21 protein-coding genes are annotated in these 24,859 nt (G+C 71.7%); 12 read left to right on the top strand and 9 right to left on the bottom strand.

All coding sequences use genetic code 11. The features are described 5' to 3' along the window. Positions 1 to 49 precede the first annotated feature (49 nt). From IMZ11_RS17590 to IMZ11_RS17615, 6 genes are all read left to right on the top strand, one after another. Positions 50 to 784: a hypothetical protein gene (locus IMZ11_RS17590; protein WP_228642710.1), complete on the top strand. Its 735-nt coding sequence runs from the start codon at positions 50 to 52 to the stop codon at positions 782 to 784. 34 nt (positions 785 to 818) lie between these two features. Further along, on the top strand, positions 819 to 1,508 hold the full coding sequence (locus IMZ11_RS17595) for a response regulator transcription factor (protein ID WP_228642712.1): 690 nt from the start codon (positions 819 to 821) through the stop codon (positions 1,506 to 1,508). Next, positions 1,492 to 2,985 (top strand): cell wall metabolism sensor histidine kinase WalK, encoded by a 1,494-nt coding sequence (locus IMZ11_RS17600; RefSeq protein WP_228642714.1) that lies wholly within the window; start codon positions 1,492 to 1,494, stop codon positions 2,983 to 2,985. The genes IMZ11_RS17595 and IMZ11_RS17600 overlap by 17 nt, the downstream gene beginning before the upstream one ends. A gap of 202 nt (positions 2,986 to 3,187) precedes the next feature. Then, a complete protein-coding gene (locus IMZ11_RS17605; RefSeq protein WP_228642792.1) occupies positions 3,188 to 3,808 on the top strand; it encodes a hypothetical protein in 621 nt (206 codons plus the stop codon). A gap of 102 nt (positions 3,809 to 3,910) precedes the next feature. Then, positions 3,911 to 5,683, top strand: coding sequence for an ABC transporter (locus IMZ11_RS17610; protein ID WP_228642716.1), 1,773 nt, complete (start codon positions 3,911 to 3,913; stop codon positions 5,681 to 5,683). Continuing rightward, positions 5,680 to 7,347 carry a YfjP family GTPase gene (locus tag IMZ11_RS17615; RefSeq protein ID WP_228642718.1) on the top strand — a complete coding sequence of 556 codons (1,668 nt, stop codon included), beginning with the start codon at positions 5,680 to 5,682 and terminating at the stop codon, positions 7,345 to 7,347. Before IMZ11_RS17610 ends, IMZ11_RS17615 begins: the two co-directional genes overlap by 4 nt. A gap of 58 nt (positions 7,348 to 7,405) precedes the next feature. Here the strand turns inward: IMZ11_RS17615 and IMZ11_RS17620 are convergent, their stop codons facing one another. The 6 genes from IMZ11_RS17620 to IMZ11_RS17645 all read right to left on the bottom strand — a co-directional run bounded on the left by IMZ11_RS17620 (position 7,406) and on the right by IMZ11_RS17645 (position 13,585). Next, on the bottom strand, positions 7,406 to 8,500 hold the full coding sequence (locus IMZ11_RS17620; protein WP_228642720.1) for an SPFH domain-containing protein: 1,095 nt from the start codon (positions 8,498 to 8,500) through the stop codon (positions 7,406 to 7,408). A 2-nt stretch (positions 8,501 to 8,502) separates the two neighbouring features. Continuing rightward, positions 8,503 to 8,934, bottom strand: a complete 432-nt coding sequence (locus IMZ11_RS17625; RefSeq protein WP_061260850.1) for an NfeD family protein — start codon at positions 8,932 to 8,934, stop codon at positions 8,503 to 8,505. An 86-nt stretch (positions 8,935 to 9,020) separates the two neighbouring features. After that, positions 9,021 to 10,277 carry an Ig-like domain-containing protein gene (locus IMZ11_RS17630; protein WP_228642723.1) on the bottom strand — a complete coding sequence of 419 codons (1,257 nt, stop codon included), beginning with the start codon at positions 10,275 to 10,277 and terminating at the stop codon, positions 9,021 to 9,023. A 121-nt stretch (positions 10,278 to 10,398) separates the two neighbouring features. Further along, the gene (gene fahA, locus IMZ11_RS17635; RefSeq protein WP_228642725.1) at positions 10,399 to 11,574 is read right to left on the bottom strand and encodes a fumarylacetoacetase; all 1,176 of its coding nucleotides are present in this window, start codon (positions 11,572 to 11,574) and stop codon (positions 10,399 to 10,401) included. A gap of 14 nt (positions 11,575 to 11,588) precedes the next feature. Then, a complete protein-coding gene (locus IMZ11_RS17640) occupies positions 11,589 to 12,761 on the bottom strand; it encodes a homogentisate 1,2-dioxygenase (protein ID WP_228642727.1) in 1,173 nt (390 codons plus the stop codon). 380 nt (positions 12,762 to 13,141) lie between these two features. Next, a complete protein-coding gene (locus IMZ11_RS17645; RefSeq protein ID WP_228642729.1) occupies positions 13,142 to 13,585 on the bottom strand; it encodes a MarR family winged helix-turn-helix transcriptional regulator in 444 nt (147 codons plus the stop codon). Between the two features lie 92 nt (positions 13,586 to 13,677). On the opposite strand from IMZ11_RS17645, the gene wrbA reads away from it, so the two are divergent. Both wrbA and IMZ11_RS17655 read left to right on the top strand, forming a co-directional pair. Next, positions 13,678 to 14,331 (top strand): NAD(P)H:quinone oxidoreductase, encoded by a 654-nt coding sequence (gene wrbA / locus IMZ11_RS17650; protein ID WP_228642731.1) that lies wholly within the window; start codon positions 13,678 to 13,680, stop codon positions 14,329 to 14,331. Positions 14,332 to 14,435: 104 nt separating this feature from the next. Next, a complete protein-coding gene (locus IMZ11_RS17655; protein ID WP_228642733.1) occupies positions 14,436 to 15,875 on the top strand; it encodes an MFS transporter in 1,440 nt (479 codons plus the stop codon). A gap of 60 nt (positions 15,876 to 15,935) precedes the next feature. Here the strand turns inward: IMZ11_RS17655 and IMZ11_RS17660 are convergent, their stop codons facing one another. Then, positions 15,936 to 16,595 (bottom strand): helix-turn-helix domain-containing protein, encoded by a 660-nt coding sequence (locus IMZ11_RS17660; protein ID WP_228642736.1) that lies wholly within the window; start codon positions 16,593 to 16,595, stop codon positions 15,936 to 15,938. A 210-nt stretch (positions 16,596 to 16,805) separates the two neighbouring features. Here IMZ11_RS17660 and IMZ11_RS17665 point away from each other — a divergent pair, with 210 nt between their 5' ends. Next, entirely contained in the window at positions 16,806 to 17,930 is a 1,125-nt protein-coding gene (locus tag IMZ11_RS17665) for an FAD-dependent oxidoreductase (protein ID WP_228642738.1), read from the top strand. A gap of 1 nt (position 17,931) precedes the next feature. Here IMZ11_RS17665 and IMZ11_RS17670 read toward each other — a convergent pair whose 3' ends face one another. Beyond that, positions 17,932 to 18,147 (bottom strand): EF-hand domain-containing protein, encoded by a 216-nt coding sequence (locus IMZ11_RS17670; protein WP_061260868.1) that lies wholly within the window; start codon positions 18,145 to 18,147, stop codon positions 17,932 to 17,934. A 160-nt stretch (positions 18,148 to 18,307) separates the two neighbouring features. On the opposite strand from IMZ11_RS17670, the gene IMZ11_RS17675 reads away from it, so the two are divergent. Further along, on the top strand, positions 18,308 to 21,262 hold the full coding sequence (locus tag IMZ11_RS17675) for a BTAD domain-containing putative transcriptional regulator (protein ID WP_228642740.1): 2,955 nt from the start codon (positions 18,308 to 18,310) through the stop codon (positions 21,260 to 21,262). Here IMZ11_RS17675 and IMZ11_RS17680 read toward each other — a convergent pair. Further along, positions 21,224 to 22,624, bottom strand: a complete 1,401-nt coding sequence (locus tag IMZ11_RS17680) for an FAD-dependent monooxygenase (RefSeq protein WP_228642742.1) — start codon at positions 22,622 to 22,624, stop codon at positions 21,224 to 21,226. The genes IMZ11_RS17675 and IMZ11_RS17680 overlap by 39 nt on opposite strands. Before the next feature lie 129 nt (positions 22,625 to 22,753). Between IMZ11_RS17680 and IMZ11_RS17685 the strand changes: the two genes are divergently transcribed. Then, positions 22,754 to 24,223, top strand: coding sequence for an ATP-binding protein (locus IMZ11_RS17685; RefSeq protein ID WP_228642743.1), 1,470 nt, complete (start codon positions 22,754 to 22,756; stop codon positions 24,221 to 24,223). 69 nt (positions 24,224 to 24,292) lie between these two features. Then, positions 24,293 to 24,841 (top strand): hypothetical protein, encoded by a 549-nt coding sequence (locus tag IMZ11_RS17690; protein ID WP_228642746.1) that lies wholly within the window; start codon positions 24,293 to 24,295, stop codon positions 24,839 to 24,841. The last annotated feature ends 18 nt before the right edge of the window (positions 24,842 to 24,859 follow it).

Below are 24,859 nucleotides of genomic sequence, written 5' to 3' on the forward strand. Positions count from 1 at the left end.
CGCGCCGCCGCGCGGTGACCCGAGGCGAGCACCCAAACCAGGAGTTGAGATGAGCAGAGCGAAGGCGAAGGCGGACAGGTCCGAGGCCGAGATGTCGGCGGGAGACCTGCTGGACACCTCGCCGTTCGGTGACGAGCCCGAGACGGAGCCAGAGGTGCGTCCGGCCGGGCGGGGGATGTCGAAGGTCACCCTCGCGCTCGGCGCCGCTGTCGTGCTCGTGGCGGGCGTGCTGGCCGGCATCCAGGCGCAGAAGGCGTGGGGGACCGCGTCCCCGTCCGGTGGCGGCGCGGCCGCGGGAGCCGGTGCGCGCGGCCTCGCCGGCGGCGGTTTCGGCGGCGGGTACGGCGGTGGCGGCGGTTTCCCCGGTGGCTATCCCGGGGCTGCCGGCGGCGGTCTCCGCGGCGGCGCCGGTCAAGGCCAGGGACCGGGCCAGACCGGTCAGGGTGCCCAGAGCGGTCAGGGTGGTCAGGGAGATCAGGGTGGTCAGGGTGGTCAGGGGCAGGGCCAGCAGGGCAGGGGCGGCGCCGGCTCCTCCGGTGGAGGCGCGGCGGGCGACATGACCGTCGGCACGGTCAAGCTCGTGGACGGCAGCAAGATCTACGTCCAGACCTCGGGCGGGACCATCGTCACGATCAGGACCAGCGGTGACACGAAAGTGCAGGTCACCAAGGCCGGGAAGGTCACGGACCTCAAGGTCGGCAGCCCGGTCGTCGTCGCGGGCGCCAAGGACCAGGAAGGCGCCGTGGACGCGACCTCGGTCGTCCAGAGCTCTGTGAACCGCTGACGACGCGGACGAACCGCCGAAGGGAGACCACCCGATGACGACGGAGGCACGCCTGCTCGTCGTGGACGACGAGCCCAACATCAGAGAGCTGCTCTCCGTGAGCCTGAGGTACGCCGGATTCGAGGTGGTGACCGCCTCCGACGGGCGAGAGGCGGTCCAGATCGCCGAGCGGGTACGGCCCGACCTCATGGTGCTGGACGTGATGCTGCCCGACATGGACGGCTTCGCGGTCAGCGCCCGGCTCAGGGCGGCCGGTCGGCGGGTTCCCGTGGTCTTCCTGACGGCGCGGGACGCGACCGGCGACAAGGTCACCGGGCTGTCCCTGGGCGACGACTACGTGACCAAGCCGTTCAGCCTGGAGGAGGTGCTCGCCCGGATCCGAGCCGTGCTGCGCCGTACCCGCGGCGACGGCACCCCCTCGACCCGGCTCCGGGTGGCCGACCTGGAGATGGACGAGGACGCGCACCAGGTGTGGCGCGCGGGCCGGCAGGTACGGCTCTCGCCCACGGAGTTCAAGCTGCTGCACTATTTCATGATCAATCACGGCCGGGTGTTGTCGAAGGCGCAGATCCTGGACCACGTGTGGCACTACGACTTCGGCGGTGACCGCAACGTGGTGGAGTCCTACGTCTCCTACCTGCGACGCAAGATCGACACGGTGGATCCGAAGCTCATCCACACGCTTCGCGGCGTGGGCTATGTCCTCCGTGCTCCGCGTCGCTGAGGTCAAGAGGCGGCTCGCCCGCACTCCTCTGTGGCTCCGCCTGGTGGGAGCCACGCTGCTGCTGGTGACGCTGGCGATAGCGCTCACCGGCGGCTTCGCCGTCCAACTGCTGCGCGGCTACCTGGTCGACCGGGTGGACCGGCAGCTGACGGGGTTCATCCGGCCCAGGAACGACCCGCAGGGAGAGCAGGACCGGGTCCCGCCCGCCCCCAGCGGGACCCGGCCCCAGCGGCAGCCGGGTTTCTACTACATCGTCCTGCTCGACGCGGACGGCAACCTCGTACAGACCGTGCAGGAGCCGCCGAACGTCGATCCGCCCACCCTGCCCGCGCTCACGTCCGCCGACACGGAGCGCATGGGCCGCATGCTGTTCACCGCCGATTCGCCGTCCGGCGGGAAGTGGCGTGTGGTCGCCATCGGCGAGCCGGGTGGCATGACCCGCGTCGTCGCGGTCAGCCTCGCCGACATCGACGGGACGGTCTCCCAACTCGTGGTCATCGTGGCCGGGGTCGGATTCACGGTGCTCGTCGCGCTCGGCCTGGCCTGCTACTGGCTCGTACGGCGCAGCCTGCGCCCCCTCGGAGAGATCGAGCGTACGGCCCAGGCCATCGCGGGCGGCGACCTGTCCCGGAGGCTGCCGCTGCGGCATCGCCGTACCGAGATCGGACGGCTGGGACGGGCGATCAACGGCATGTTGTCCCAGATCGAGGCGGCGTTCCAGGACCGTGAGGCGTCGGAGGCGGTGGCGCGCAGGTCGGCGTTCGACGCACGGCGGTCCGAGGAGCGGATGCGCAGGTTCGTGGCCGACGCGTCGCACGAACTGCGCACGCCGCTCACGTCGATCCGGGGCTTCGCCGAGCTCTACCGGCAGGAGCGCTCGCAGGACCCGGTGCGGCTGCTGCGCCGGATCGAGGACGAGGCCGCCAGGATGGGCCTGCTCGTGGACGATCTGCTGCTCCTCGCCCGCCTGGACCAGCAGCGCCCGCTGGAGCAGCGGGCCGTCGACGTGCTCAGCCTGGCCGCGGGAGCCGTACTGGACGCGCAGACGCTCGCCCCCGATCGCGAGATCGACCTTGTGCGGCTCGACGGCTCCGACGGGGCGGTGAAGGCGCTCGGCGACGAGCACCGGCTCCGCCAGGTGATCGGCAACCTGGTGGGCAACGCACTCCGGCACACCCCTCCGGGCACGGCCTTCCAGGTCCGGGTGGGGACGCTGCCGGACGCCGGGGCAGGGGACGGCCAGGTGGTCGTGATCGAGGTGGCCGACGAGGGACCCGGCCTGCGCGAGGAGGACGTCGAGCGGGTCTTCGAGCGCTTCTACCGCGCGGACCCGGCGCGCAGCCGGGCCGACACGGGCGGGACCGGGCTCGGGCTGTCCATCGTGGCCGCCCTCGTGCACGCGCACGGCGGCACCATCACCGCGGAGTCTCCGCCGGGCCGAGGAGCGGTCTTCCGGGTCCGCCTTCCGTCCTGCTGAGTGTCCTGTCGAGCGTTCTGTTCGAGCCTGTTCCGTGGCCGGTTGACAGGTGATCCTCAGCGGCGCCCGATGTGGTGCCAAGATTGCTGGGCTGGAGTGGATCGCCGTGGCGCGGGCTTCGCGACGCCGGAGCCGGCCGCCCGCGTGCACCCCTGCGTGAGAGGCCAGGTTGATCACCGTGCGTTTCCTGTACACCGCCGTTGTGGCGGTTTCCGTCCTGACCGTCTCGGGCTGCGGGGGAGACGGCGGTGACGGCGACGGCGGCGGCGGTGGTGACCAGCGCGCGGCGTACATGGACTGCCTGCGGGAGAACGGCGTGACCCTGCCCAGCGGTCGTCCCAGCGGTCGTCCCAGCGGCCGTCCCACCGATCGTCCCAGCGGGGCGCCGGACGGCAGCGGCGGTGACGCCCCAGGTGACGCGCCCGACGCGCGGCCCAGCGGCGCTCCCAGCGGTCGCCCGAGCGGGGGACCGGGAGGCTTCCGCTCCATGTCGCCGGAGATGCAGAAGGCCATGGAGGCGTGCCGGTCGCTCATGCCCGAGGGCGGGCGCGGTCCGGGCGGCTACGGTGGCGGTCCCGGCGGTCCCGGCGGTCCCGGCGGTCCCGGCGGCCCGGGGGGTTCCGGCGGTGACGAGGGACGCGGCCCGGACGCCGCGGACACCGCCGCGCTGCGGCCCTTCCTCACCTGCCTGAAGGACAACGGCGCCGAGGTCGCCGAGGGGAAGAGCTGGCGCAACCTCGACCAGAACGACCCGAAGGTCGCCGCGGCGGTCAAGAAGTGCCGCACCCTCCTCCCCGAACCCTCAGCCCAGCCGTCCGCCTGACGACCGCGGGTCGCTCTCGACATGCCGCCTTTGCATGGGGTTGTGGTGGAAAGTTCGAGCTAGCGGGCATTCAGGGGGGCTCGGTGGGGAAGGTCCGAGGGTATGGCGGGCGGCACCGGGCTGCTTGAAGCCCTCGGAACGCTGCGACGTCAGCTCGATCACGATCTTTTCCCCCTGGAGATCGGGGACGTCGCGGCGGATCGCCGTGCGCTCAAGGAGCTGACCGGGCAGCTCGACGACTATCTGCTGCCCCGGCTGGCGGACATCGACGCGCCCCTGCTGGCCGTCGTCGGCGGTTCCACCGGTGCGGGCAAGTCGACCCTGGTCAACTCCATCGCCCGCGCCGACGTCACCGAACCCGGCGTGCTCCGGCCGACCACCCTCGCGCCCACCCTCGTCACCGGACCCGAGGACGCGCCGTGGTTCATGTCCGGCCGCGTGCTGCCCGGCCTCCCCAGGGTCACCGGGCCGGGCCAGGGAGAGCCGGGAACGCTGAAGGTGGCCGTGGTGGACACCCTGTCACCGGGGCTGGCGCTGCTCGACGCCCCCGACATCGACTCGGTCGTCACGGCCAACCGCGAGCTCGCCGCGCAACTTCTCGCCGCCGCCGATCTGTGGTTGTTCGTCACCACCGCCGCCCGTTACGCCGACGAGGTTCCCTGGAGCTTCCTGCGCAGCGCCCGCGAGCGCAGCACGGCTCTGGCGATCATCCTGCAACGGGTGCCGCCGGACGCCCTCGGCCCGGTCACCGCTGACCTGGAACGCCTGCTCCGGGAGAACGGGTTGGCCGGTGCGCCGCTCTTCGCCGTCCTCGAATCGGCCCTCCCCTCGGAGAACGCGCGACTGCCCGCCGAGGCCGTACGACCGATCACGGACTGGCTGGCCGATCTGTCCGCCGACGCGCGGTCCCGCGCCGAGGTGGTACGCCAGACGCTGTCCGGCGCCCTGGACAGCCTCGTCGTCCGGGTGCCCGTCCTCGCCGCGCACGCGGACCGGCAGCGGGAGGGGATCGCGGCGCTCCGCGACGTCGCGGCGAAGTCGTACGACTCGGCGATGTCGGCCTTCGACGAGGGCATGCGGGACGGTTCGCTGCTCAGGGGGGAGGTGCTGGCCCGCTGGCAGGACTTCATCGGCACCGGCGACCTGATGCGCTCCCTGGAATCCCGTGTCGGCCGGGTGCGCGACGTCGTCGTCGCCTTCGTCATGGGACGGCCCACCCCCGACCGGGAGCTCCGGGTGGCGCTGGAAAGCGGCGTGGAGTCGCTGATCCGGTCCTCGGCGGAAGGCGCGGCAGAACGCGCCGTGGAGTCCTGGCTGGCCATGCCCGCCGGCCGGGACCTGCTCGAACGCGTCGGCGTCTCCACCGCCGGCCGGCTCGGCCGCACGTCGTCCGATCTGCGCGACACGGCCGGTGCGGCGGTGCGCGCCTGGCAGGGAGAGGTGCTCGAACTCGTACGCACCGAGGGCATGAGCAAGCGGGTCGCGGCCAGGACCGCCTCCTTCGGCGTGAACGGCCTCGGACTGCTGCTCATGCTCGGCGCCTTCGCCTCCACCGGGGGCATCACCGGCATCGAGATCGGCATCGCCGGCGGCACCAGCGTGCTCAGCCAGAAACTGCTGGAGGCGATCTTCGGTGACCAGGCGGTACGGGCACTGACCCACGAGGCCCGCGAGGACCTGCGCAGGCGTGTCCGGGCCCTCCTCGACGACGAACTGGCCCGCTTCACCGAGCTGCTCGACGGCGTCGGGCCCGGCGAGGATGCCTCGGCGAACCTGCGGGCCGCCGCGCAAGCCGTACAGGAGCGGAAGCGGGAGCTCCCGGTCACGCCGGCCCCTGACGGCGGGGAGGGCGGCGCTCCCGGTGATCCGCGGTGAAGCTGTCGCGCAGGAAGGCCGGCGTCTCGCTGGACGACCGGCTCGCGGCGCTCGGCGAGGCCGCGGACCTGGCCGAGGGGCGGCTCGGCCGGGGGGTGATCGAGCAGGCCAGGAGTGTGGTGGCCCGCGCGGGCACGCGGAGCGGCCTCTCGGTCGAGCACACCGCCGTCGCCCTCGCAGGAGCGACGGGAAGCGGCAAGTCGTCGCTGTTCAACGCTCTGTCGGGGACGTCGCTCGCCGACGTCGGGGTGACCCGGCCCATGACCGCGCAGGCCCAGGCCGCGCTCTGGGAGGCCAGCGGGTCGGGGCCGCTCCTCGACTGGCTCGACGTCCCCCTGCGGCACGCGGTGGACGGCGACGGCCTCTCTGGGCTCATCCTGCTCGACCTGCCGGACCACGACTCGATCGAGCTGAGCCACCGCCTCGAGGTCGATCGCCTGGTCGCCGTCGTGGATCTGCTGGTGTGGGTGCTCGACCCGCAGAAATACGCGGACGCGGCCGTCCACGAGCGATATCTCCGGCGGTTGGGACGGCACCGGGACGTCATGATGATCGTGCTCAACCAGGTCGACCGGTTGCCGCGTCACGCCGTCGACCGCTGCCTGATGGACCTGCGCTCGCTCCTCGCCGCCGACGGCCTGTCCGGGGTGCGGGTCGTGGGCGTGTCCGCGCTCACCGGTGAGGGCCTCCCGGAGCTGCGCGAGGCGCTGGCCGGCCAGGTGTCCCGCCGTACGGCGTGGGCGTCGCGGCTCGGGGCCGACGCCGCCTCGGCCGGTGCCGCACTGGCCGACGCCTGCGAGGGTGCGGCGGAGCCGCTCACTGGGCCGCTCACCGGGCCGCTCACTGGCCCGCTCACTGGGCCGCTCACTGGGCCGGACAGCGCGGAGACGTCGGCGAGATCGATGATCGTCCCGCTGGTCGCCGCTCTGGAGGTGGCGGCGGCCGTGCCATTGGTCGTCGAGGCGGTGGCCAAGACCCACCGGCACCGCGCCGTCGCCGCGACGGGATGGCCGGTGACGCGGTGGCTGAGGAAGCTGCGCCCCGACCCCCTGCGCCGGCTCCATCTCGGCGGTGTGACCGAGACGCCGGGCCGGACCTCGGTGCCCGCGGCGACGGCCGTACAGCGTTCGCAGGTGGACATGGCCATCCGCGAGGTCGGGGCCGAGGCCGCGCGCGGGGTGCCCGAGCCGTGGGCGGCCGCCGTCCGGCACGCGGCCCGCTCGCACGCGGGTGAACTGGGAGACGCGCTCGACCAGGCGGTGGCCCGGACGTCCCTGGGCGCGTCGAGGAGGCCACGCTGGTGGCGGGCCATGGGAGCGGTGCAGTGGCTGATCTTCGCCGTGCTGGTGTCAGGTGCGGCCTGGCTGCTCGGGCTGCTCGCCGTCGCCGCGCTCATGCTGCCCGAACCGCCCACGCCGAGTGTGGGCGAGGTGCCGTGGCCGACCGTGCTGCTGGTGGGAGGCGCGGTGGCCGGCCTGGCCGTCGCGGTCGCGTGCCGTGCCATCGCCTGGCTGGGCGGCAGGCGCAGGGCGCGCAGGGCCGCCCGTGCCCTGCGCGCGAGCATCGTCGAGGTCGCCCGGCGGCTGGTGCTGACACCGGTCCAGGGCGAGCTGGACCGCTATCGCCGGTTCGTCGACCGGGTCAGGTTCGTCAGATCGCCCTGAAATGAACGGAGACCGCCTTCCCGGTCGCTCAGATCTCGGTGGCTGAGGTGCCGGCGGTTCAGGTTTCGGTGGTGCGGTCGGCCTGCCTGCGGGCGGCGTCCAACGGGTCGGGCAGGGGATTCCTGGCCGTCTCGATCTGGCGCGGGAGGCCGGTGCCGATCTCGCTGTCCTCGGCCGCGGCCTTCGCCTCCGCCGCGGCGCGCTCGGCCTCAGCGACGGCCTCGGTCCCCGCCACCCGCTCCTGCTCCCGCTCCTCACGGTCGCGGGTCGCCGCCGAGCGGGGCAGCGCCTCGGTGAACGCCCGGGAGACGCCCTGCAGCGCCGACGTGACCTCGCTCGGGATCACCCAGAACGTGTTGCCCTGGCCGTTGGCGAGCTGCGGGAGGACCTGGAGGTACTGGTAGGCGAGCATCTTCGGGTCGGGGTCGTTGCGGTGCACCGCCTGGAACACCTCGTCGATCGCCTGGGCCTGACCCTCGGCCTTGAGGATCTGGGATGTGCGCTCGCCCTCGGCCCGCAGGATCGCGCTCTGCTTCTCGCCCTCGGCGGTGAGGATCTGCGACTGCCGGAGACCTTCGGCGGTGAGGATCGCGGCGCGCTTGTCCCGCTCGGCGCGCATCTGCTTCTCCATCGCCTCCTTGATGGTCTTCGGCGGGTCGATGGCCTTGATCTCGACGCGGTTGACCCGGATGCCCCACTTGCCGGTGGCCTCGTCGAGCACACCGCGCAGCTGGCTGTTGATGGTGTCGCGCGAGGTCAGCGTCTTCTCCAGGTCCATGCCGCCGACGACGTTGCGCAGCGTGGTCACGGTGAGCTGCTCCACGCCCTGGATGAAGTTCGCGATCTCGTACGCCGCGGCGCGCGGGTCGGTGACCTGGAAGTAGAGCACGGTGTCGATGTCGACGACCAGGTTGTCCTCGGTGATCACCGGCTGCGGCTTGAACGAGACCACCTGCTCACGCAGGTCGATCAGCGGCCGTACCCGGTCCACGAAGGGGATCACGAAGTTCAGGCCGGGCCCGAGCGTGCGGTTGTACCGGCCGAGCCGTTCCACGTTGCCCGCGCGGGCCTGCGGGACGATCCGGACGGATCGCAGCACGACGAACACCACCAGCAGAGCGACGATGATTCCCGCGATGACGGATGGGTCCATGCTCACTCCCGTGGATAGACGAGGGCGGTCGCCCCCTCGATCTCGATGACGTCCACCGTGGCGCCCGCGGGGATGACGAGGGTCTCGTCGTAGGCGCGGGCCGACCACTCCTCGCCGCCGATGCGTACCCGGCCGTCCCGCCCGGTGACCTCCTGCGTCACGTACGCGGGCCGGCCGACGAGCGCGGAGACGCCGAACTGCCTGGTGGGCGCCTGGGTCAGGTGGCGGCGGGCGATCGGCCTGACTCCGGCGATCCCGGCGACCGAGGCGGCGATGAAGACGACGAGTTGTATGCCGATGGGGAACCCGATGGCCGCGACCCCCGCGGTGAGCAGCGCCGCGACGGCGATCAGCCCGAGAGCAGCGGTCAGCGTGAAGATCTCGGCGACTCCCAGCCCGGCGGCCAGGATCAGCCAGATGATCCACGAGTCCATTTCCTCGCCTCCATAGCGATAAACGGATCCCGTTTCGTAGGGGTTCCTTCTTTTACGTTAACTCTGTATGGACGACACCTGATATTTCAAGATTTCAGGGAGGGAACCGAGCTGATGAAGGCCTGGACCGGACCCGGCACGCGCAGGGCGCTGCCCTTGATCCAGGCGTCCCAGGAGAGCTGCCAGAAACCCCACCCGTTGCTCCATTCGAGTTTTCGGTCGGTCCCGGTGACTATGACGGGATCGCCGCGCAGCGCGTTGTCGTAGAACCAGGCCGCCTGGTCGGGGCGGGCGTTCACGCAGCCGTGGCTCACGTTGGCCCGGCCCTGGGCCCACACGTTGTTCTTGGCGTGGACGTACTCGCCGCTGTTGGAGATGCGCACGGCGTGCCCGATCATGACGTCGTAGTATCCCGGGTCGCCCTTGGACCGGCCGGGCGAGATCATGCGGACCGGATTGCCCTTTTCCATCGTCAGATGGACGCCGCTGGTCGTGGTGTACTCCCTGGTGGTGGCCATGCCCGCGCTGATGGCCATGCGCTGCGCGACCTCGCCGTCCCTGCGCACCACCATCTGGTGGGTGCGCGTGTCGACCGTGCTGACCATGCGCCGCCCGACCGCGAAGGCGATCGTACGGTCGGCCGTGCCGTACGTGCCGGGGGCGGAGCGCACGCCGGAGAGGTGGGCGGTGAGGACGATGTTCTGCCGGGCCGGCCAGAGCTCCCTGGTGCGGAACACGACCTGGGTGTCGCCGAACCAGTGCCACGCGCCGTCGACGGGACCGGTGTAGGCCTTCGTGTACGCCTTGGTGCCGTGCTGGCCGTACGCGGCCGGGGTGGCGATCGGCGACGCGCGGACCTCCAGGGCGCGCTCCACGGCCAGGCGGTCCTCGACGGCCTCGGCGAACGTCAGGATGATCGGCATCCCCACGCCGACGGTCTCGTGGTCGTTCGGCGTGATGGACAGCACGTCGAGCGAGCGTTGCGGCCGCTGCGTGCGGAACCTGTTCATGATCCGGGCCGTGTCGCCGCCCGGGGCGCCCGCGGTGGCGTTCACGACGTATTCGGTGTCGGGGGCGAGCGTCCAGTCAGACCGCCAGACTGTGTGGGAGGCGTTGAACCCGCCGGGAACGATCATGCCGCCCGCGTAGGCCACCACGGCGGTCAGCGTGCCGTCGTGCGCCTTCACCACGAGCCCCCGGTCGGGCCTGGCCGCCGTGGACTCCGCGGCCGGCGACATCGTGATGCGGGGCAGGACGCGCGGCCGTTCCTCGGGAGGCGCGGTCACGGCGGAGCATCCGGCGACGAGAAGCAGAACGGTCGTCGCCCATGCCACGAAGCGCATCCGCCGCCTGCCTCCTCGGTGCCCCAGATCCAGGTCACGTCCCGGGGATCCCACCGGCCGGCCCTCGCCTCGGCGAAGATCCACGGGACGCTTCCTGGCGCTCCGTAGCAGTATAGATACTCTACGTGGCGGAGGTGATCCTCCCCGTGACCTCTCCGAGCCCGATCCCGCCCGGCGCGGTCGCGGTGATCGTCACCGTGTCGCCGTCCTCCAGGAAGGCGCGCGTCGTGCCGTCGGCCAGTTTGACCGGCTCGGCGCCGTTCCAGGTCACCTCGATGAGCGAGCCGAAGGCCCCCTCGCTGGAGATCGTCCCGCTGGCGTACAGGTCGCCGGTGCGGAGCGACGCGCCGTTCACCGTCATGTGGGCCAGCATCTGGTCGGGAGTCCAGTACATGTCCCGGTACGACGGTGTCGAGATCGTCTCGCCGTTCAGTTCGACGCGCAGGGTGAGGTCGAGCCCCCACGGCGACCGCCTGCGCAGGTAGTCCAGCGGGACGGGATCCTGCTCGCGGCCCGCGACCCTCGCGTGTTCGAGGGCGTCGAGCGGTGTGATCCACGGCGAGATCGAGGTGGCGAACGACTTGCCGAGGAACGGGCCGAGCGGCACGTATTCCCATGCCTGGATGTCCCGCGCGCTCCAGTCGTTGAGCAGGGTGACCCCGAAGACGTGGTCCTCGAACGCCCCGGCCCGCTCGCCCGGCCGGGTCGGCGTGCCGACCACGAAGGCCAGCTCGGCCTCGATGTCGAGCCGGGTGGAGGGGCCGAACGACGGCCCCGGCATGCGCTGCCCGCACGGCCGCCTGACCGGGGTGCCCGAGACGACGACCGTCCCGGCCCGCCCGTGGTAGCCGACGGGGAGATGCCGCCAGTTGGGCTTCAACGGCTCCTCGTCCGGGCGGAAGATCCGCCCGAGGTTGGACGCGTGCTCCAGGGAGGCGTAGAAGTCCACATAGTCGGCCACCTCGACCGGAAGGTGCATCGTGACCTGGTCGAGCGGGATCAGGTGCGGCTCGACGACCGCACGGTTCCCGCCCGACTCGTCGGCGCGGTCGGCGGCGAGGAGCGTCCGCAGCCGGGCGCGCGTGTCCCGCCACGCCGTACGGCCCCGGGCGAGGAAGGCGTTGAGGGTGGGGGAGGCGAACACCTCGTCGTGCAGCACGGGCGCGAGATCGAGCACGTGGTCGCCCACGCGCACGCCCACGCGCGGCGTCTCTCCGGGGCGTGAGAACACGCCGTAGGGCAGGTTGTCCAGGCCGAAGAGCGACTCGTCCGCCCCCGGCACCCAGCTTCGCGTCACCGTCGTCCTCTCCGTCACCGGGCGGTGGCCCAGGTCCAGGCGTATGCCGGATCCTCGCACGCGAGGGCGGCGGACCCCAGGTCCAGCGGGCGGAACGTGTCGATCATGACGGCCATCTCGCTCGTTTCCGTGTGGCCCTGCCGTACGGCCTCGACGACGGCTTCGACCGCGCCCGGCTGCGGCCCGTGCGTGAACCCGGCCGGATGCAGCGAGATGGAGCCGATGCCGATGCCCGAGCCTCGACGCGCCGTGTAGTCGCCGCCGACGTAGAACATCAGCTCGTCGGAGTCCACGTTGTGGTGGTTGTACGGGATCGGCACCGCGTCCGGGTGGAAGTCCAGCGGCCTGGGGCAGAACGAGCAGATCACGAAGCCCGGTCCCTCGAACGTCTGGTGCACGGGCGGCGGCGCGTGCGTCCGCTTCACGATGGGCTCGAAGTCGTGGATGTTGAACGCGTACGGGTAGAGGCAGCCGTCCCAGCCGACGACGTCGAAGGGATGGTGGGCGTAGGTCAGCCGGGTCAGCCCGCCGCGCGTCCGGACGAGTACCTGCACCTCCTCGCCGTCCACGAGCAGCGGCTCGGTGGGTGCGCGCAGGTCGCGCTCGCAGTACGGCGCGTGTTCGAGGAACTGGCCGTAGGCGGACAGATAGCGCCGGGGCGGGCGGATGTGCCCGGCCGCTTCGACGACCAGCGCGGTGACCGGGCCCTCCGGAACCCAGCGGTGGATGGTGCCGGTCGGGATGACGACGTAGTCGCCCTCGCCCGCCTCGATCACGCCGTACGTGGACTCGAACCGGGCCCGGCCGCTCGCGATGTAGACGCACTCGTCGCCCATCGAGTTGCGGTAGAGGTCGCTGGGCGCGTCGGTCGCGACGTACGACATGCGGACGTCGGAGTTGCCCGCCAGCGACTGCCGCCCGGTCACCAGGTCGCCGCCGGAGGCGAGCTCCGGGGTGCGGAAGTGCCGCGGCGAGAGCGGCAGGTTCGGCGTGAGGCCGGGAGCGGCGAGATCGACGGCCTCCGCTTTCACGATCGCGGTCGGCAGGTAGCGGTGGTAGAGCAGCGACGAGTCGGACGAGAAGCCCTCCTCGCCCATGAGCTCCTCCGCGTAGAGCCCGCCATCCGGACGGCGGAACTGGACATGGCGCTTGCGTGGCACGTCGCCCACGACACGGTAGTACGGCATCGACCCTCCGCGTACGGATTCCGGACGTAGGTGTCCTCTATACGTACGACGATGCGCCATTGCCGCAGAGATGTCAAACCACTTGGGGCACAAATAGATGATTTATCCCCAGGTTGCGGCAAGGCCGCGAGCGTCGCCGGCGGCCCGTGTCTGGTGGCGATCGGGCCCATCTCCTGGCGGCCCGGCCGCGAAGCGGGCGTCGCGATGGCCGGGGTGAAGTCGCCGGATCCGGTGTCCTGGGGGCTGGCCGAGGAGATCGCGAGGAGATCGTGGTGGGGGCGTCGGTGAAGAAGCGCGCGCCATGGGGCGGTGGGCAGGATGGTGTTCCAGGCCCGGCTCCCACCCACCGCCCCGGCTCCCGCCGACCGCCCGGCGGCCGCCTAGACGGCGAGGCGCCTGGCGTCGACGTTGCCGCTCAGGGTGTTGAGGACGCCGGGTAGCTCCGCCACGGTCTGGGCGGGCAGGCCGGTCACGGTTTCCTCCGCCAGGGCGCGCCATAGCTGCTTGACCTGGTCGGTCAGCGCCTTGCCGCTGTCGGTGAGTTCGACGATGCTGGCGCGCTTGTCGGAGGGGGCGGGTGTGCGGCGGATGTGACCGGAGGCTTCGAGCTTGCGGGTCATGAGCGTGACGCTGGGCGGTTCGACGCCGAGGGCCTCGCTGAGTTGGGCCTGGATCATCGGGCCGGTCCGGGCGAGTTCGAGCAGGAGCGCCTCCTGTCCGGGGTGCAGGCCGAGCGGGGCCAGCAGTGCCGCGGTCCTGGCGCGGTGGCGCAGGCTCAGGCGGCGGATGGCCTGGTTGATGGCGTCGGCTTGGTCGAAGTCCATGGGCGCTCCTTGACAAGTTAGTTACGCGCCTAACTATTATGCGCATAACGTTATCCGCATAACTAATTCTATGTGACGACGAGGAGCCCGATATGACCGCGAAGATCGCCGTCATCTACTACAGCGCGACAGGCTCGGTACACGCACTCGCACAGGCCCTCGCCGAGGGCGCCGCCTCGACCGGTGCCGAGGTACGGCTGCGGCGGGTCGCCGAGCTGGCCCCCGACAGCGCGATCGACCAGAACCCGCGGTGGCGGCAGCACGCCGACGCCACCGCGGCGATCGCCCAAGCCTCCGTTGAAGACCTGGCATGGGCCGACGCGTTCGCGTTCGGTACGCCGACCCGGTTCGGCACGCCGGCCGCGCAGCTCAAGCAGTTCATCGACCAGGCCGACGGGCTGTGGCAGGAAGGCGGCCTGGCCGACAAACCGGTGACCGCCTTCACCTCGGCGTACAACCGGCACGGCGGCAACGAGGCCACGATCCTGTCGCTGTCCAACGTCTTCTACCACTGGGGCGCGCTGATCGTCCCGCCCGGATTCACCGACCCGGCCGTGCACGCCGCGGGCGGCAACCCCTACGGCGCGTCCGCCGTGACGGGACCGAGCGGGAACGATCTCCAAGCCGCGGCGCTGGAAGCGGCCCGGTACCAGGGACGGCGGCTGGCCCGGACCGCGACCCGCCTGCTGGCCGGCACCCGCATCACCGACACCGTCACCGACGGGAAAGCGCTCCAGACCGTGTGAGACGGCGACGCCGACCTACGATCCCGCCCAACCCGCACCGGCCGACCGCCCTCCGAATCCCCACCGCAGATCCGCACTCGCCATCCACGACTCAGGAGACACTCGTGGCATCGCACCTATCCGCCCGCCCCCTCACCGGCAACCAGGCCACAGCGAAGAACCGTCCTGCCTGGATCGTCCTGGCGCTGGTGTGTGCCAGCCAGTTCATGGTGATCCTGGACTCCTCCATCGTTAACGTCGCACTCCCCTCGGTCGACCGTGACCTCGGCTTCACCACCACCGGCCTGGCCTGGGTGGTCAACGGCTACCTGCTCACCTTCGCCGGCTTCATGTTGCTGGGCGGCCGCGCCGCCGACCTGTTCGGCCCCCGCCGGACGCTGGCCGTCGGTCTGACCGTGTTCTCCGCCGCGAGTCTGGTCGGCGGCCTGGCGACCACCGCGGAGGCCCTGGTGGCGGCCCGCGTCGCGCAGGGCATGGGAGCCGCCATGATGGCCCCCGCGACGCTGGTCGTGATCAACGCCTACTTCACCGAAACACGCGCGCGTGCCCGGGCGTTCGGCGCCTGGTCGGCCTCCGGCGGCGTGGGCGGGATGGCCGGCGCGATCGCGGGCGGCGCCCTCACCACCGGCCTGTCATGGCGATGGGTCTTCCTGATCAACGTCCCGATCGGCGCGGTGCTGATCGCCGCGGCCGTGACCTCGCTCGTTCGCACGCAACCCGCCCGGCGGGAATCACTCGACCTCTTGGGCGCCGTCACCGGAACGGCGGGGCTGGCCGCGCTGATCTACGGGGTCATGCGGAGTACCGATCACGGCTGGACGTCCGGGCTGGTCGCCGGACCGATCGGCGCGGGCCTGCTCCTGCTCGTCGTGTTCACCGTCGTGGAAGCGCGTTTCGCCGCGCACCCGATCATGCCTCTGCGGCTGTTCACGATCCGGGGGGTCGCCGTGGGCAGCGTCATGCTCCTGCTGCTCGGAGGGGTCTCCATCGCGATGTGGTACTTCACGTCGCTGTTCCTGCAGGACGTCCTCGGCTACAGCGCGCTCGAGGCCGGGCTTGGGCAGACACCCGCGGCGGTGACGTTCATGCTGATCGCGCGGTGGGCCGCCGCTTCGCTGCCTCGCACCGGTGCGCGTCCCCTGGTGCTGGCCGGCTGTGTCGGCTTCCTGGCCGGTTTCGGCTGGCTCTCCCAGGCCGATGCGGCCGGCGGCTACGCCACCAGCGTGCTCGGGCCCACGCTGCTCATCGCGATCGGTATCGGGCTGACCTTCCCCACTCTCATGGCCGCGGCGACCGCGGATGCTCCCGAGGGTGACGCGGGGGTCGTCGGTGGCATGGTCGCCACCGCCAATCAGGTAGGTGGGTCGATCGGCCTGGCGGTGCTCGCGACGGCCGCCGGCGCCACAGCCGTGGCGGAGACCTCCGCGAACTCTCCGGTCGCCGCCCTGGCCGCCGGCTACGACCGGGTCTTCCTCATCGCGGCCGGGCTCGCCCTGGTCCTCGGGGTGGTCAGTGGGCTGCTGCCGCGGCACCGGCGCACCTGACGGCGGACTGTCGTCCGTCGCCCGTTTCTCCACCGCTTGTGGGCGACCGCGGGGACGGGATCACTGGGCGAGGGTGTGGGCGAGGTCGCGGGCGGCCTCGACGACGCGGGGACCGACCGTGTCGACGTCGAGCAGGCCGAAGGTGACGACCCCGACCGAGGCCTCCAGCCAGGGAAGCCCGCGGAGGGGGACGGCGATCCCGCGCGCGCCCTCCTGCAACTGCCCTTCGGTGACCAGGAACGGCCGGGTCGCCGCGGTCTCCGGTTCCGCCTCGTCGCGGAGGGCGAGGATGGCGAGCCCGGCCGCTCCGCGGGTGAGCGGGTGACGGGAGCCTTCCCGATAGGCGAGGTGCATGTCGGTCCACGACGGCTCGACCACGGCGACGGCCACTCCGTCGTCGCCCTCGGCCACGGTCAGATGCGCCGTGGCGCCGACCCGCTCGGCGAGCGCGCGCAGCGCGGGCAGCGCCGCCGCGCGCAGCAGGGGTTGTACGGCCTGCGCCATCACGAGCACCCCGAAACCGAGGTGGACCCGGCCCTCCGCGTCCCGCCGGGCGAAGCCCTCGTTCTGCAGGGTCGTGATCAGCCGGTAGACGACGGGGCGGCTCAGCCCGAGCTCCTGGGCCAACTCGGTGGGGGTGCGCCCCCGGTTCCCGTCGGCGAGCAGCCGCAGCAGCCGCAGCCCCCGCTCCAGCGTCTGTGCCGATTCCGCCGCCATCATCACAATCTCCTTCGAGCGCGGAGACCCCCGCCTTCAGGTGCGATTATCGCCACTTTCGGCCCGCAGCCGGGCTCGGGCCGTTCGATCCGGCCGCTCAGGGCCGGGCCGGGCGGGGCCGCCCTCTTCGCTTCGCCGCCGTGGGCGGACGCCCCGGCCGGCCGTACGGCGTGGGGGTTGTGGGCCGGGTGGAAATCGCCCACCGTGGGACGGGTGAAGACGGCGATCGTGGTCGGGGCGGGCATCTGGGGAACGTCGCTGGCGTTGCGGCTGGCGGAGACGGGATGGCGGGTGACGCTCGTCGAGCAGTACGCCCCCGGGCATGTACGGCAGGCCAGCGCGGGGGAGACGCGGCTGCTGCGGGCCGCGCACGGCGCCGACGAGTGGTACGCGCGGATGGCCAGGCAGGCAAGGGACGGCTGGCGGGAACTCGGCGCGCGGACCGGTGAGGAGCTGTATCTGGAGGCCGGGCTCATGTGGTTCGCCCGGCGGGAGGACGGCTGGGAGCGCGCCAGCGCCCACGTGCTGAAGAACCTCGACATCCCGCACGAGTTCCTCGATCCCGCCGAAGCGGGACGGCGGTTCCCCGGCTTCAAGGGGGACGACCTGGCGTTCGTGCTGTACGAGCCGGAGGCAGGGCTGATCCGGGCCCGTCGCGCCACCCAGGTGACGGCGCGGCTCGCCGTCGCGGCCGGTGTCACCCTCGTCCGCGCCAGGGCCGTGCCGTACGGCGACGCGGAGGGGAACGCCGGGCCCGCGATCGTCGCCGACGGTGAGGTGCTGCGGGCGGACCGGGTCGTCTGGGCCTGCGGCGGATGGCTGCCCACCCTGTTCGATGCCGAGGTCGAGGTGACCCGGCAGGACACGCTGCACTTCGACGTGCCACGGGAGTGGTCCACGCCGCCGCTGCCCGCGTTCTGCGACTACGAGGGATCGGCGTACGGCCACGGTGACGTGGACGGGCTCGGGATGAAGGTCACCAGCGACGTCGAGGGCGAGCCGTTCGACCCGCAGGAGGGCAGCCGCCGCGTCCTGCCCGAGAGCGAGGAGGCGGCCCGCGACTACCTGCGGCGCAGGTTCCCCTCCCTGGCGGGTGCGCCGGTGCTGTTCAGCCAGGTCTGCCAGTACACGCTCACCCGCGATGCCGAATGGATCATCGCCGAGGTTTCCGGCGGGATGTGGCTGCTCGGTGGCGACTCGGGGCATGGCTTCAAGCACGCACCGGCCCTGGCCGGGTACGTCGCGGACCTTCTCGACGGCAGGCGGGAGGTGGATCCCCGGTTCGGCCTCCACGCCCGTGTGCCGGCCCGGGGACTGCGGACCAGCGGCGCGACGTAGGTCAGGCGAGCGGGCGACCGCTCTGGAGCCAGGCGCCGAACTCGTCGAGGTTGATGAGACCGTCGCCGTCGGTGTCGACCTTGGTGATCACACCCTGGGCGCCCTCGACGGTGATCCGCTCGCCGAGCACCTCCATGAGGCGCACCAGTTCCTCGGCCGAGATCAGGCCGTCGTCGTCGCTGTCGACGAGGTCGAACGTCGCCGCGTACTCGCTCATGTCTTCTCCTCGCCCGGCGGCTCCTCGGCGTCCGAGAGCGTCCCGGCTGTCGGTTCACGTTGGCGAGCAGCACGATAGCCGGATAAGTCACGATCGGTGTCGTTTTACGGCAAGCCCACGGCGGTGCGGCCTCCGGTTCGATGGACGGGACAATGGGCCGGTGCGAGTCGGGATTCTGGGACCACTGCTGACATCGGCGGCGGAGATCAGGGGTGCCCGGCTGCGTGCCCTCGTCATCCGGCTCGCGCTGGACCCCGGGCGGGTCGTCACGACCGAGCGGCTGATCGATGATCTGTGGGAGACCGATCCCCCGGAGAACCCGAGCGCCGCGCTGCAGTCGCTGGTCTCCAGGATCAGACGGCAGGTGGGGACGCTGATCGTCTCGCATCCCGCCGGCTATCGCCTGGACGCCGACGTGGACGCGGCCGAGTTCGAGAACCTGGCCGACAGCGGCAGGCGCGCACTGCGCGAGGGAGATCCGGCGCGGGCGGCCGCCCGGCTGCGGGAGGCGCTGGCACTGTGGCGGGGCGAGGCGCTGGCCGACGCCGCCGGGCTGGCCTTCACGGCGGCTCCGGCCGCGCGCCTGGACGAGATGCGGCTGTGTGCCGTCGGCGACCGTGTCGAGGCCGATCTGGCGACCGGTGTCCCCGGAGCCGCCCTCGTCGCCGAGTTGCGTGACCTCGTGGCGGCGCATCCGTTGCGGGAGCCGTACCACGTGCTGCTGATCAGGACGCTGCTGGCGGACGGGCGGAGGGCGGACGCGCTGGCGGCGTACGAACGGGTGCGCCTGCTGCTGGCCGACGAACTGGGGACCGATCCCGGCGACGATCTGCGCGCGGCGCACATGACCGCGCTGGGCGGGGGTGCGGCTCCGGTCCGGCGGGACAACCTGCCCGCCGGACTGACCACCTTCGTCGGCAGGTCCGATGACGTACGGCGGGTGAGCGAGCTGCTGGAACATCGGCGCCTTGTCACGCTCACCGGGCCCGGTGGCGCGGGCAAGACCCGCCTCGCGATCGAGGTGGCCGCACGCATGGTTCCGGTGGCGGGCCCGGACGCGTCGGCTCTGGTTCCCGACGGTGTGCGGCTGGTCGAGCTGGCTCCGGTGGGCGCGGACGCCGTCGCGGCGGTCCTGCGCAACACTGTGGGGCCGATTTCCGAACTCGCCGACCGGCGGATGCTCCTGGTGCTGGACAACTGCGAGCACGTCGTCGAGGTGGTGGCGGAGCTGGCGGAGCAGCTGCTGGCGGCGAATCCGGGCGTGCGGATCCTGGCCACCAGCCGTGAACCGCTCGATCTGCCGGGCGAGACGCTCCACCCCGTGAAGCCACTGGACCTGGCTCCCGCGATGGAGCTGTTCGCCGATCGGGCCGCCGCCGTCAGCCCGGATTTCGCGCTCGACGAGTCGACCTCGGGTGAGGTGGCCGCGATCTGCGCGCGGCTCGACGGTATGCCGCTGGCCATCGAGCTGACGGCGGCCAGGTTGCGCTCGCTGACTCTCCCCCGGCTGGCCGCCGGGATCGGGGACCGGTTGCTGGATCGCGGCAGTCGTACGGCACAGCGGCGGCATCGCACCCTGCGCGCGGTCATCGGCTGGAGCTGGGATCTTCTCGACGAGGACGAGCGCACGTTGCTGGCGCGGATGTCGGTGTTCGCGGGCGGCGCCACGCCCGAGGCGGTCGAGCGGGTCTGCGGGGCCGACCTGGACGTGCTGGTCTCGCTGGTCGACAAATCGCTCGTCCAGGCGAGCGGGGACCGCTACCGGCTGCTGGAGAGTGTGCGCAGATTCGCCGCCGAGCGGCTCGCCGCCGCCGATGCCGAGGGGGTGCGGCGGGCCCATCTGGCGCACTGTCTGGAGTTCGCCGAGGCGGCCGACCCCCTGTTGCGTACGGGCGAGCAGGTGCGGGTGCTGGCGGAGGTCGACGCTGAGCGCGGGAACCTCGACGCCGCCCTGCGTCACGCCGTGGCGACCGACCGCCGGGCCGCGTTGCGGCTGTTCGCCGCGCTCACGTGGACGTGGATCATGCGCGGGCAACGGCGCGAGGCCGCCGAGTGGGCGGCGGTGCTCGGCGCGGGCGAGCCGCCCGAGGGGCTGGAGCTGGAGCACGCCCTGTGCCGGGTGATCGACCCCGCCGGCCGGCCGGGGGACGCGCCGCGTGTGCTGCGCGAGTCCGACCGGCCGGTCGCCCTGGTGGCGTGGTCACTCGCGGACGGGTACGGCGGAGACGTCGTGGACCAGGTCAGGGCCGCGACGGCGGGGTTCGCCGACCACCGCGACCCCTGGGCTCGGGCCACGGTCCGGCTGGTGCGAGGGCTCGTCATGTTGGAGTTCACCCCCGGAGGCGCCGACGCCGCCGAGAAACTGCTGGATGAGGCGCTGACCGGATATCTCCAGATCGGAGAACGCTGGGGTTTGTCGATGGCCCGCTACTGGCTGTCGCTGGCGCTGGAGAACAGGGGCGACTCGGCGAGGGCGCTTGCTGTGCTTGAGCAGGCGGCGGCGAGCGCGGCGGAGATCGGCTGTCCCCAGGTGCTGCCCGCCCCGGGGATGCTCGCCGTACGGCTGGCGCAGTTGCGCGGGCGCACCGGCGACCTGGCCGGAGCGCGGGCGGGGCTGTCGGCGGCGCGGGAGGGCGTCGAGCGGACCGGTGACGTGCTCGCCCTGGCCAGGATCGAGCACGCGCTGGGCGAGCTGGCCCGCCGCCGCGGCGACAGGGCGGAGGCGTCGCGCAGGCTGAACCTGGCCGTCGGGCTGCTCGACGGGCTGTTCGCGCCGCCGCAGTTCCTTTCGCTGCTGGAGGTCGAGGTGTGCCGGTCGCTGGAGCTCGACGAGGGCCGTGCCTGGGCGCGGTCCGCCCTTGACCGCGCGTTCGACGACGACATCGCGAGAGCGGCCGTGTTCGAGGGCGTCGCGGAGTGGTGCCTGGCCGTGGGCGACCCGCGCCGGGCCGCGATCCTGCTCGGCACGGCCCGGCGGTTGCGCGGCATCGAGGACACCGCCGACGAGGCACTCCGCGAGCTGATCGGACGCTGCGCCGGCCTGCTCGGCCCGGACGCGTTCGCCGCCGCCTGGAACTCACACCATGGCCAGATAGGCGGCGAGTTCCTCGACTGACGACGTGGCCAGCCCGATGTATCCGTCCGGCCGGACCAGCACATACGTCTCGTCCCCGTACGGCTCGGCGAGCTCGTGGGCGTGGATCTCGCGGCCGGGCACGTCGGCGACGACGGCGGGCACCGGCCCCGACGACAGCAGCGTGAAATGCGGCCCCCGGAAAAGGTCGAACAACCGCACGGGTGTCCCGTCCGCCAGGTGGCGGCGGCCGTCCGGCGCCCGATCTCCTCCCCGCCGCGCCAGCGAACCGCCCCGGTAGCTGAGCAGGAGCTGCTGGGTCTCCTCGTCGCGTTTGTACGCCTTCTTGTCGTGCAGGGCGGTGCTCAGACCGAGAGCGTGGGCGGCGACCGGCAGCCGCTCCTCCTCATAGGTGTCCAGCAGCGCCTCCGGCGCTCCCGACAGCACCCGGGCGAGCTTCCAGCCCAGGTTGTACGCGTCCTGCACGCCGGTGTTGAGCCCCTGGCCGCCGGCGGGCGAGTGCACGTGGGCCGCGTCACCCGCGAGGAAGACCCGCCCGACCCGATATCGCTCGGCCATGCGGATGTTCACCCTGTAGAGCGAGGCCCACAGCAGCTCGCCGATCTGGACGTCGCGCAGCATGGACCGCTCGGCGAACACCTTCCGGAAGCCGGACAGGGTCAGCTCCGGCGTGACTCCGGGCCGCAGCTGGGCCATGAACTGGAAGGTGTCGGTGCCCGCCATGGGGAACAGCGCCACCATCCCCTTGCCCGGCCTGACCCATACGTGGATGTGCGCGCGATCGAGCCCGTCGATCCGGACGTCACCGATGAGCATCCGCTCCTCATCGCGGGTCTCCCCGGCGAATCCCACCTCCAGCGTCTTGCGCACGAAGCTCCTGCCGCCGTCCGCCGCGACCAGGTAACCCGCCCGCACGGTCTCGCCGGTGCCGAGCACGGCGCTCACGCCGTCCTCGTCCTGCCGCAGGCCGACCAGCTCGGCCCCCTGCTCCACCGTGCCGCCCAACTCGGCCAGGCGCTCGCGCAGCACCGCCTCCGTGCGCCACTGCGGGTTCATGATCACCATGGGGTACGGCACGGCGGGGGTCGGGTCCTTGAGCTTGTGCATCCGGCCCCGGTACACCGGAACCCTGCCGATCCGGACCCGGAGCGGGGGATAGACCGTGCCCGTCTCAAGGAGCGGGTCGACCACGCCGAGATCGTCGAACACCTCCAGGGTGCGCGGCTGGAGTCCCTTGCCCTTGGATCCGTCGAACGGCCGGGGCGCCTTCTCGACGATCCGGAAGCCGACGCCGCGCCGGGCGAGGTCGATGGCGAGAGTCAGGCCGGTCGGCCCCGCGCCGACGACGAGAACGTCTGTGCGGTTGTCTGTGTCACTGCCCATGGCGGCACTGTCCCGGCCGCCGCTGCCAGATCACTGTCACGCCCGCCCGCGGCGCTGTCGTCCACCGACTGCCTTCGGATAGATAACTACAGTTATTATAACTGTAGTTATCTATCTGGGAGGGGCGCCATGGACAAGCCTGCCCACATGTTCGACAGGGACAGCGAGTGGGCCTCCCTCACCCGCTTCGTGGGAAACGAAGCCAAGGGGGCGACCATCGGGGTCATTTACGGCCGCCGAAGGCAGGGCAAGACCTTCCTCCTTGACGCCCTCTGCAAGGCGGCGGGCGGTTTCTACTTCGCCGCCACGGAGGCGACTGAGAGAGAGACCCTGACGAGGCTCGGCGCCGAACTCGCCGAGCACCTGGGGCTGCCTTCGGCCGTCGGTCTCGCCGACTGGTACCAGGCGGTCGACTGGTTGCTCGCTCTGGGCCGGGACCGGCCGGTCCCGGTGGTCATCGACGAGTTTCCGTATCTGGTCCAGGCGACGCCCTCGCTGCCCTCGATCATCCAACGCGCGTACGCGCCCAACCGGAATGAGCGGACACAGTCGCGTACGCGGTTGCTGTTGTGTGGCTCGGCGATGTCCTTCATGGGCCGGCTCCTCACCGGAAACGCTCCGTTGAGAGGGAGAGCCGGGCTGGAAATGGTGGTTCCGACCCTCGACTATCGCCTTGCCGCGCGCTTCTGGGATATCGATGACCCGCGCTTGGCCGCGCTGACCCACTCGGTGGTGGGGGGAACCCCTGCCTACCGTACGGAGTTCCTTCACGGAGATCGGCCAGAGAGCCTGAGCGACTTCGGGCCGTGGATCGTGCGGAACGTCCTCGATCGGGACAGTCCTCTCTTCCGCGAGGCGCGTCACCTGCTGGCAGAGGAGCCGAACCTTCGGGATCAGGGGTTGTACCACTCGGTGCTCTCTGCCATCGCGGCCGGCAACAACGCGCGCAGCGGCATCGCGTCCTTCATCGGACGCAAGGTGACGGACCTCGCACATCCCCTGACAGTGCTCGAGGACGCGGGACTCGTCAGACGTGAGGAGGATGTTTTCCGGGCGGCACGCACGACGTATTGCATCGCCGAACCGCTCGTGACCTTCTACCACGCGGTCATGCGACCTGAATGGTCACGGCTTGACCGCGCCGGGCAGGCGGCTCGGGTGTGGGAGGAGAGCAGTGACAGGTTCCGCGGGCGGGTCGTCGGCCCTCATTTCGAGGCACTGTGTCGTGATTGGGCCCAGTTCTACGCTGGTTCCGAAACCTTCACGGCATCGCCATCGCACGTCGGCCGAGGGGTCGTCAACGACGCGGCCCGGCGCACGAGCCACGAGGTGGATGTCGTGGTGACCGGAGCCGCGACGGGAAGCAGGCGCCCGCTTCTGGCGATCGGTGAGGCGAAGTGGGGGGAGCGCGTCGGACTGGGCCATGCGGAACGCCTACGGCGGGTCCGCGAGGTGCTGCGGGGCCGCACGGACGTCGATGCCTCCGCCGCACGGCTCGTCCTTTTCAGCGCGGCGGGATTCACCGACGAGCTGCGCGAGCTGGCGTCGGGCGACGACGAGGTGCGGCTGATCGAGGTGGCCGATCTTTACCGGGATTGAGACCGGTTCCACCGGGGCGGGGCAGTGGGTTGCAGGTCAGGCACAAGCGGCTGAGCCCATGGTGATCCCATGGACCTGTCCGACGCCGTTCAGTCGCTCACCTCGCCGGTGACCCCCATTCGGGGTGGTCGCATGCCCGGTCCCGTCGGAATGAGCATCCTTCTGCTCTGCTGGCTGGCCCTGGGCGTCCTCCCGTTCGTGTTCTCCGTACCGGATCTGCGGCTCGCGACCGGTCAGATCGGCACCCCCGGCACGCTCACGGTCGTTTCCTGCGAGTCCCTGGGGAAAGGCCGGTACGACTGCAAGGGACGGTTCACGCCGGACGGAGGCGGCGACGCCGTAAATGTGGACGCCTCTCCCGACTCCCGGGCGGGCGACGTCATCCCGGCCCGGCTCACCCCGGAGGGCGACCGTGCCCTTCCCACGGGTGTGAAGGGCGTCCTGGGAGCGCTGGCCCTGCCCGCGCTCGGTGCCGGCGCGCTGGCCTTCCTCCCGTACGTGGTCCTGTACGTGTTCGGCGTACGGCGGGGCCGCAGAACGGCGGTGATCGCCGGAAGCGCGGTCACCGCCGTGTCGCTCATCATGATGATCGTGGGCGTTGCCGCCGCCCTGGCATGATCACTAGGGTTTCGCCCC

It is taken from the genome of Microtetraspora sp. AC03309 (assembly GCF_020826795.1).
Taxonomy (GTDB): domain Bacteria; phylum Actinomycetota; class Actinomycetes; order Streptosporangiales; family Streptosporangiaceae; genus Microtetraspora; species Microtetraspora glauca.

Coding starts and splice junctions, on each gene's coding strand:
- IMZ11_RS17680 (WP_228642742.1), bottom strand. CDS start 22,624: ATGGGCAGTGACACAGACAACCGCACAGACGTTCTCGTCGTCGGCGCG.
- wrbA (WP_228642731.1), top strand. CDS start 13,678: ATGACCGCGAAGATCGCCGTCATCTACTACAGCGCGACAGGCTCGGTA.
- IMZ11_RS17625 (WP_061260850.1), bottom strand. CDS start 8,934: ATGGACTCGTGGATCATCTGGCTGATCCTGGCCGCCGGGCTGGGAGTC.
- IMZ11_RS17670 (WP_061260868.1), bottom strand. CDS start 18,147: ATGAGCGAGTACGCGGCGACGTTCGACCTCGTCGACAGCGACGACGAC.
- IMZ11_RS17660 (WP_228642736.1), bottom strand. CDS start 16,595: ATGATGGCGGCGGAATCGGCACAGACGCTGGAGCGGGGGCTGCGGCTG.
- IMZ11_RS17595 (WP_228642712.1), top strand. CDS start 819: ATGACGACGGAGGCACGCCTGCTCGTCGTGGACGACGAGCCCAACATC.
- IMZ11_RS17690 (WP_228642746.1), top strand. CDS start 24,293: ATGGACCTGTCCGACGCCGTTCAGTCGCTCACCTCGCCGGTGACCCCC.
- IMZ11_RS17630 (WP_228642723.1), bottom strand. CDS start 10,277: ATGCGCTTCGTGGCATGGGCGACGACCGTTCTGCTTCTCGTCGCCGGA.
- IMZ11_RS17685 (WP_228642743.1), top strand. CDS start 22,754: ATGGACAAGCCTGCCCACATGTTCGACAGGGACAGCGAGTGGGCCTCC.
- IMZ11_RS17645 (WP_228642729.1), bottom strand. CDS start 13,585: ATGGACTTCGACCAAGCCGACGCCATCAACCAGGCCATCCGCCGCCTG.
- IMZ11_RS17640 (WP_228642727.1), bottom strand. CDS start 12,761: ATGCCGTACTACCGTGTCGTGGGCGACGTGCCACGCAAGCGCCATGTC.
- IMZ11_RS17610 (WP_228642716.1), top strand. CDS start 3,911: ATGGCGGGCGGCACCGGGCTGCTTGAAGCCCTCGGAACGCTGCGACGT.
- IMZ11_RS17590 (WP_228642710.1), top strand. CDS start 50: ATGAGCAGAGCGAAGGCGAAGGCGGACAGGTCCGAGGCCGAGATGTCG.
- IMZ11_RS17620 (WP_228642720.1), bottom strand. CDS start 8,500: ATGGACCCATCCGTCATCGCGGGAATCATCGTCGCTCTGCTGGTGGTG.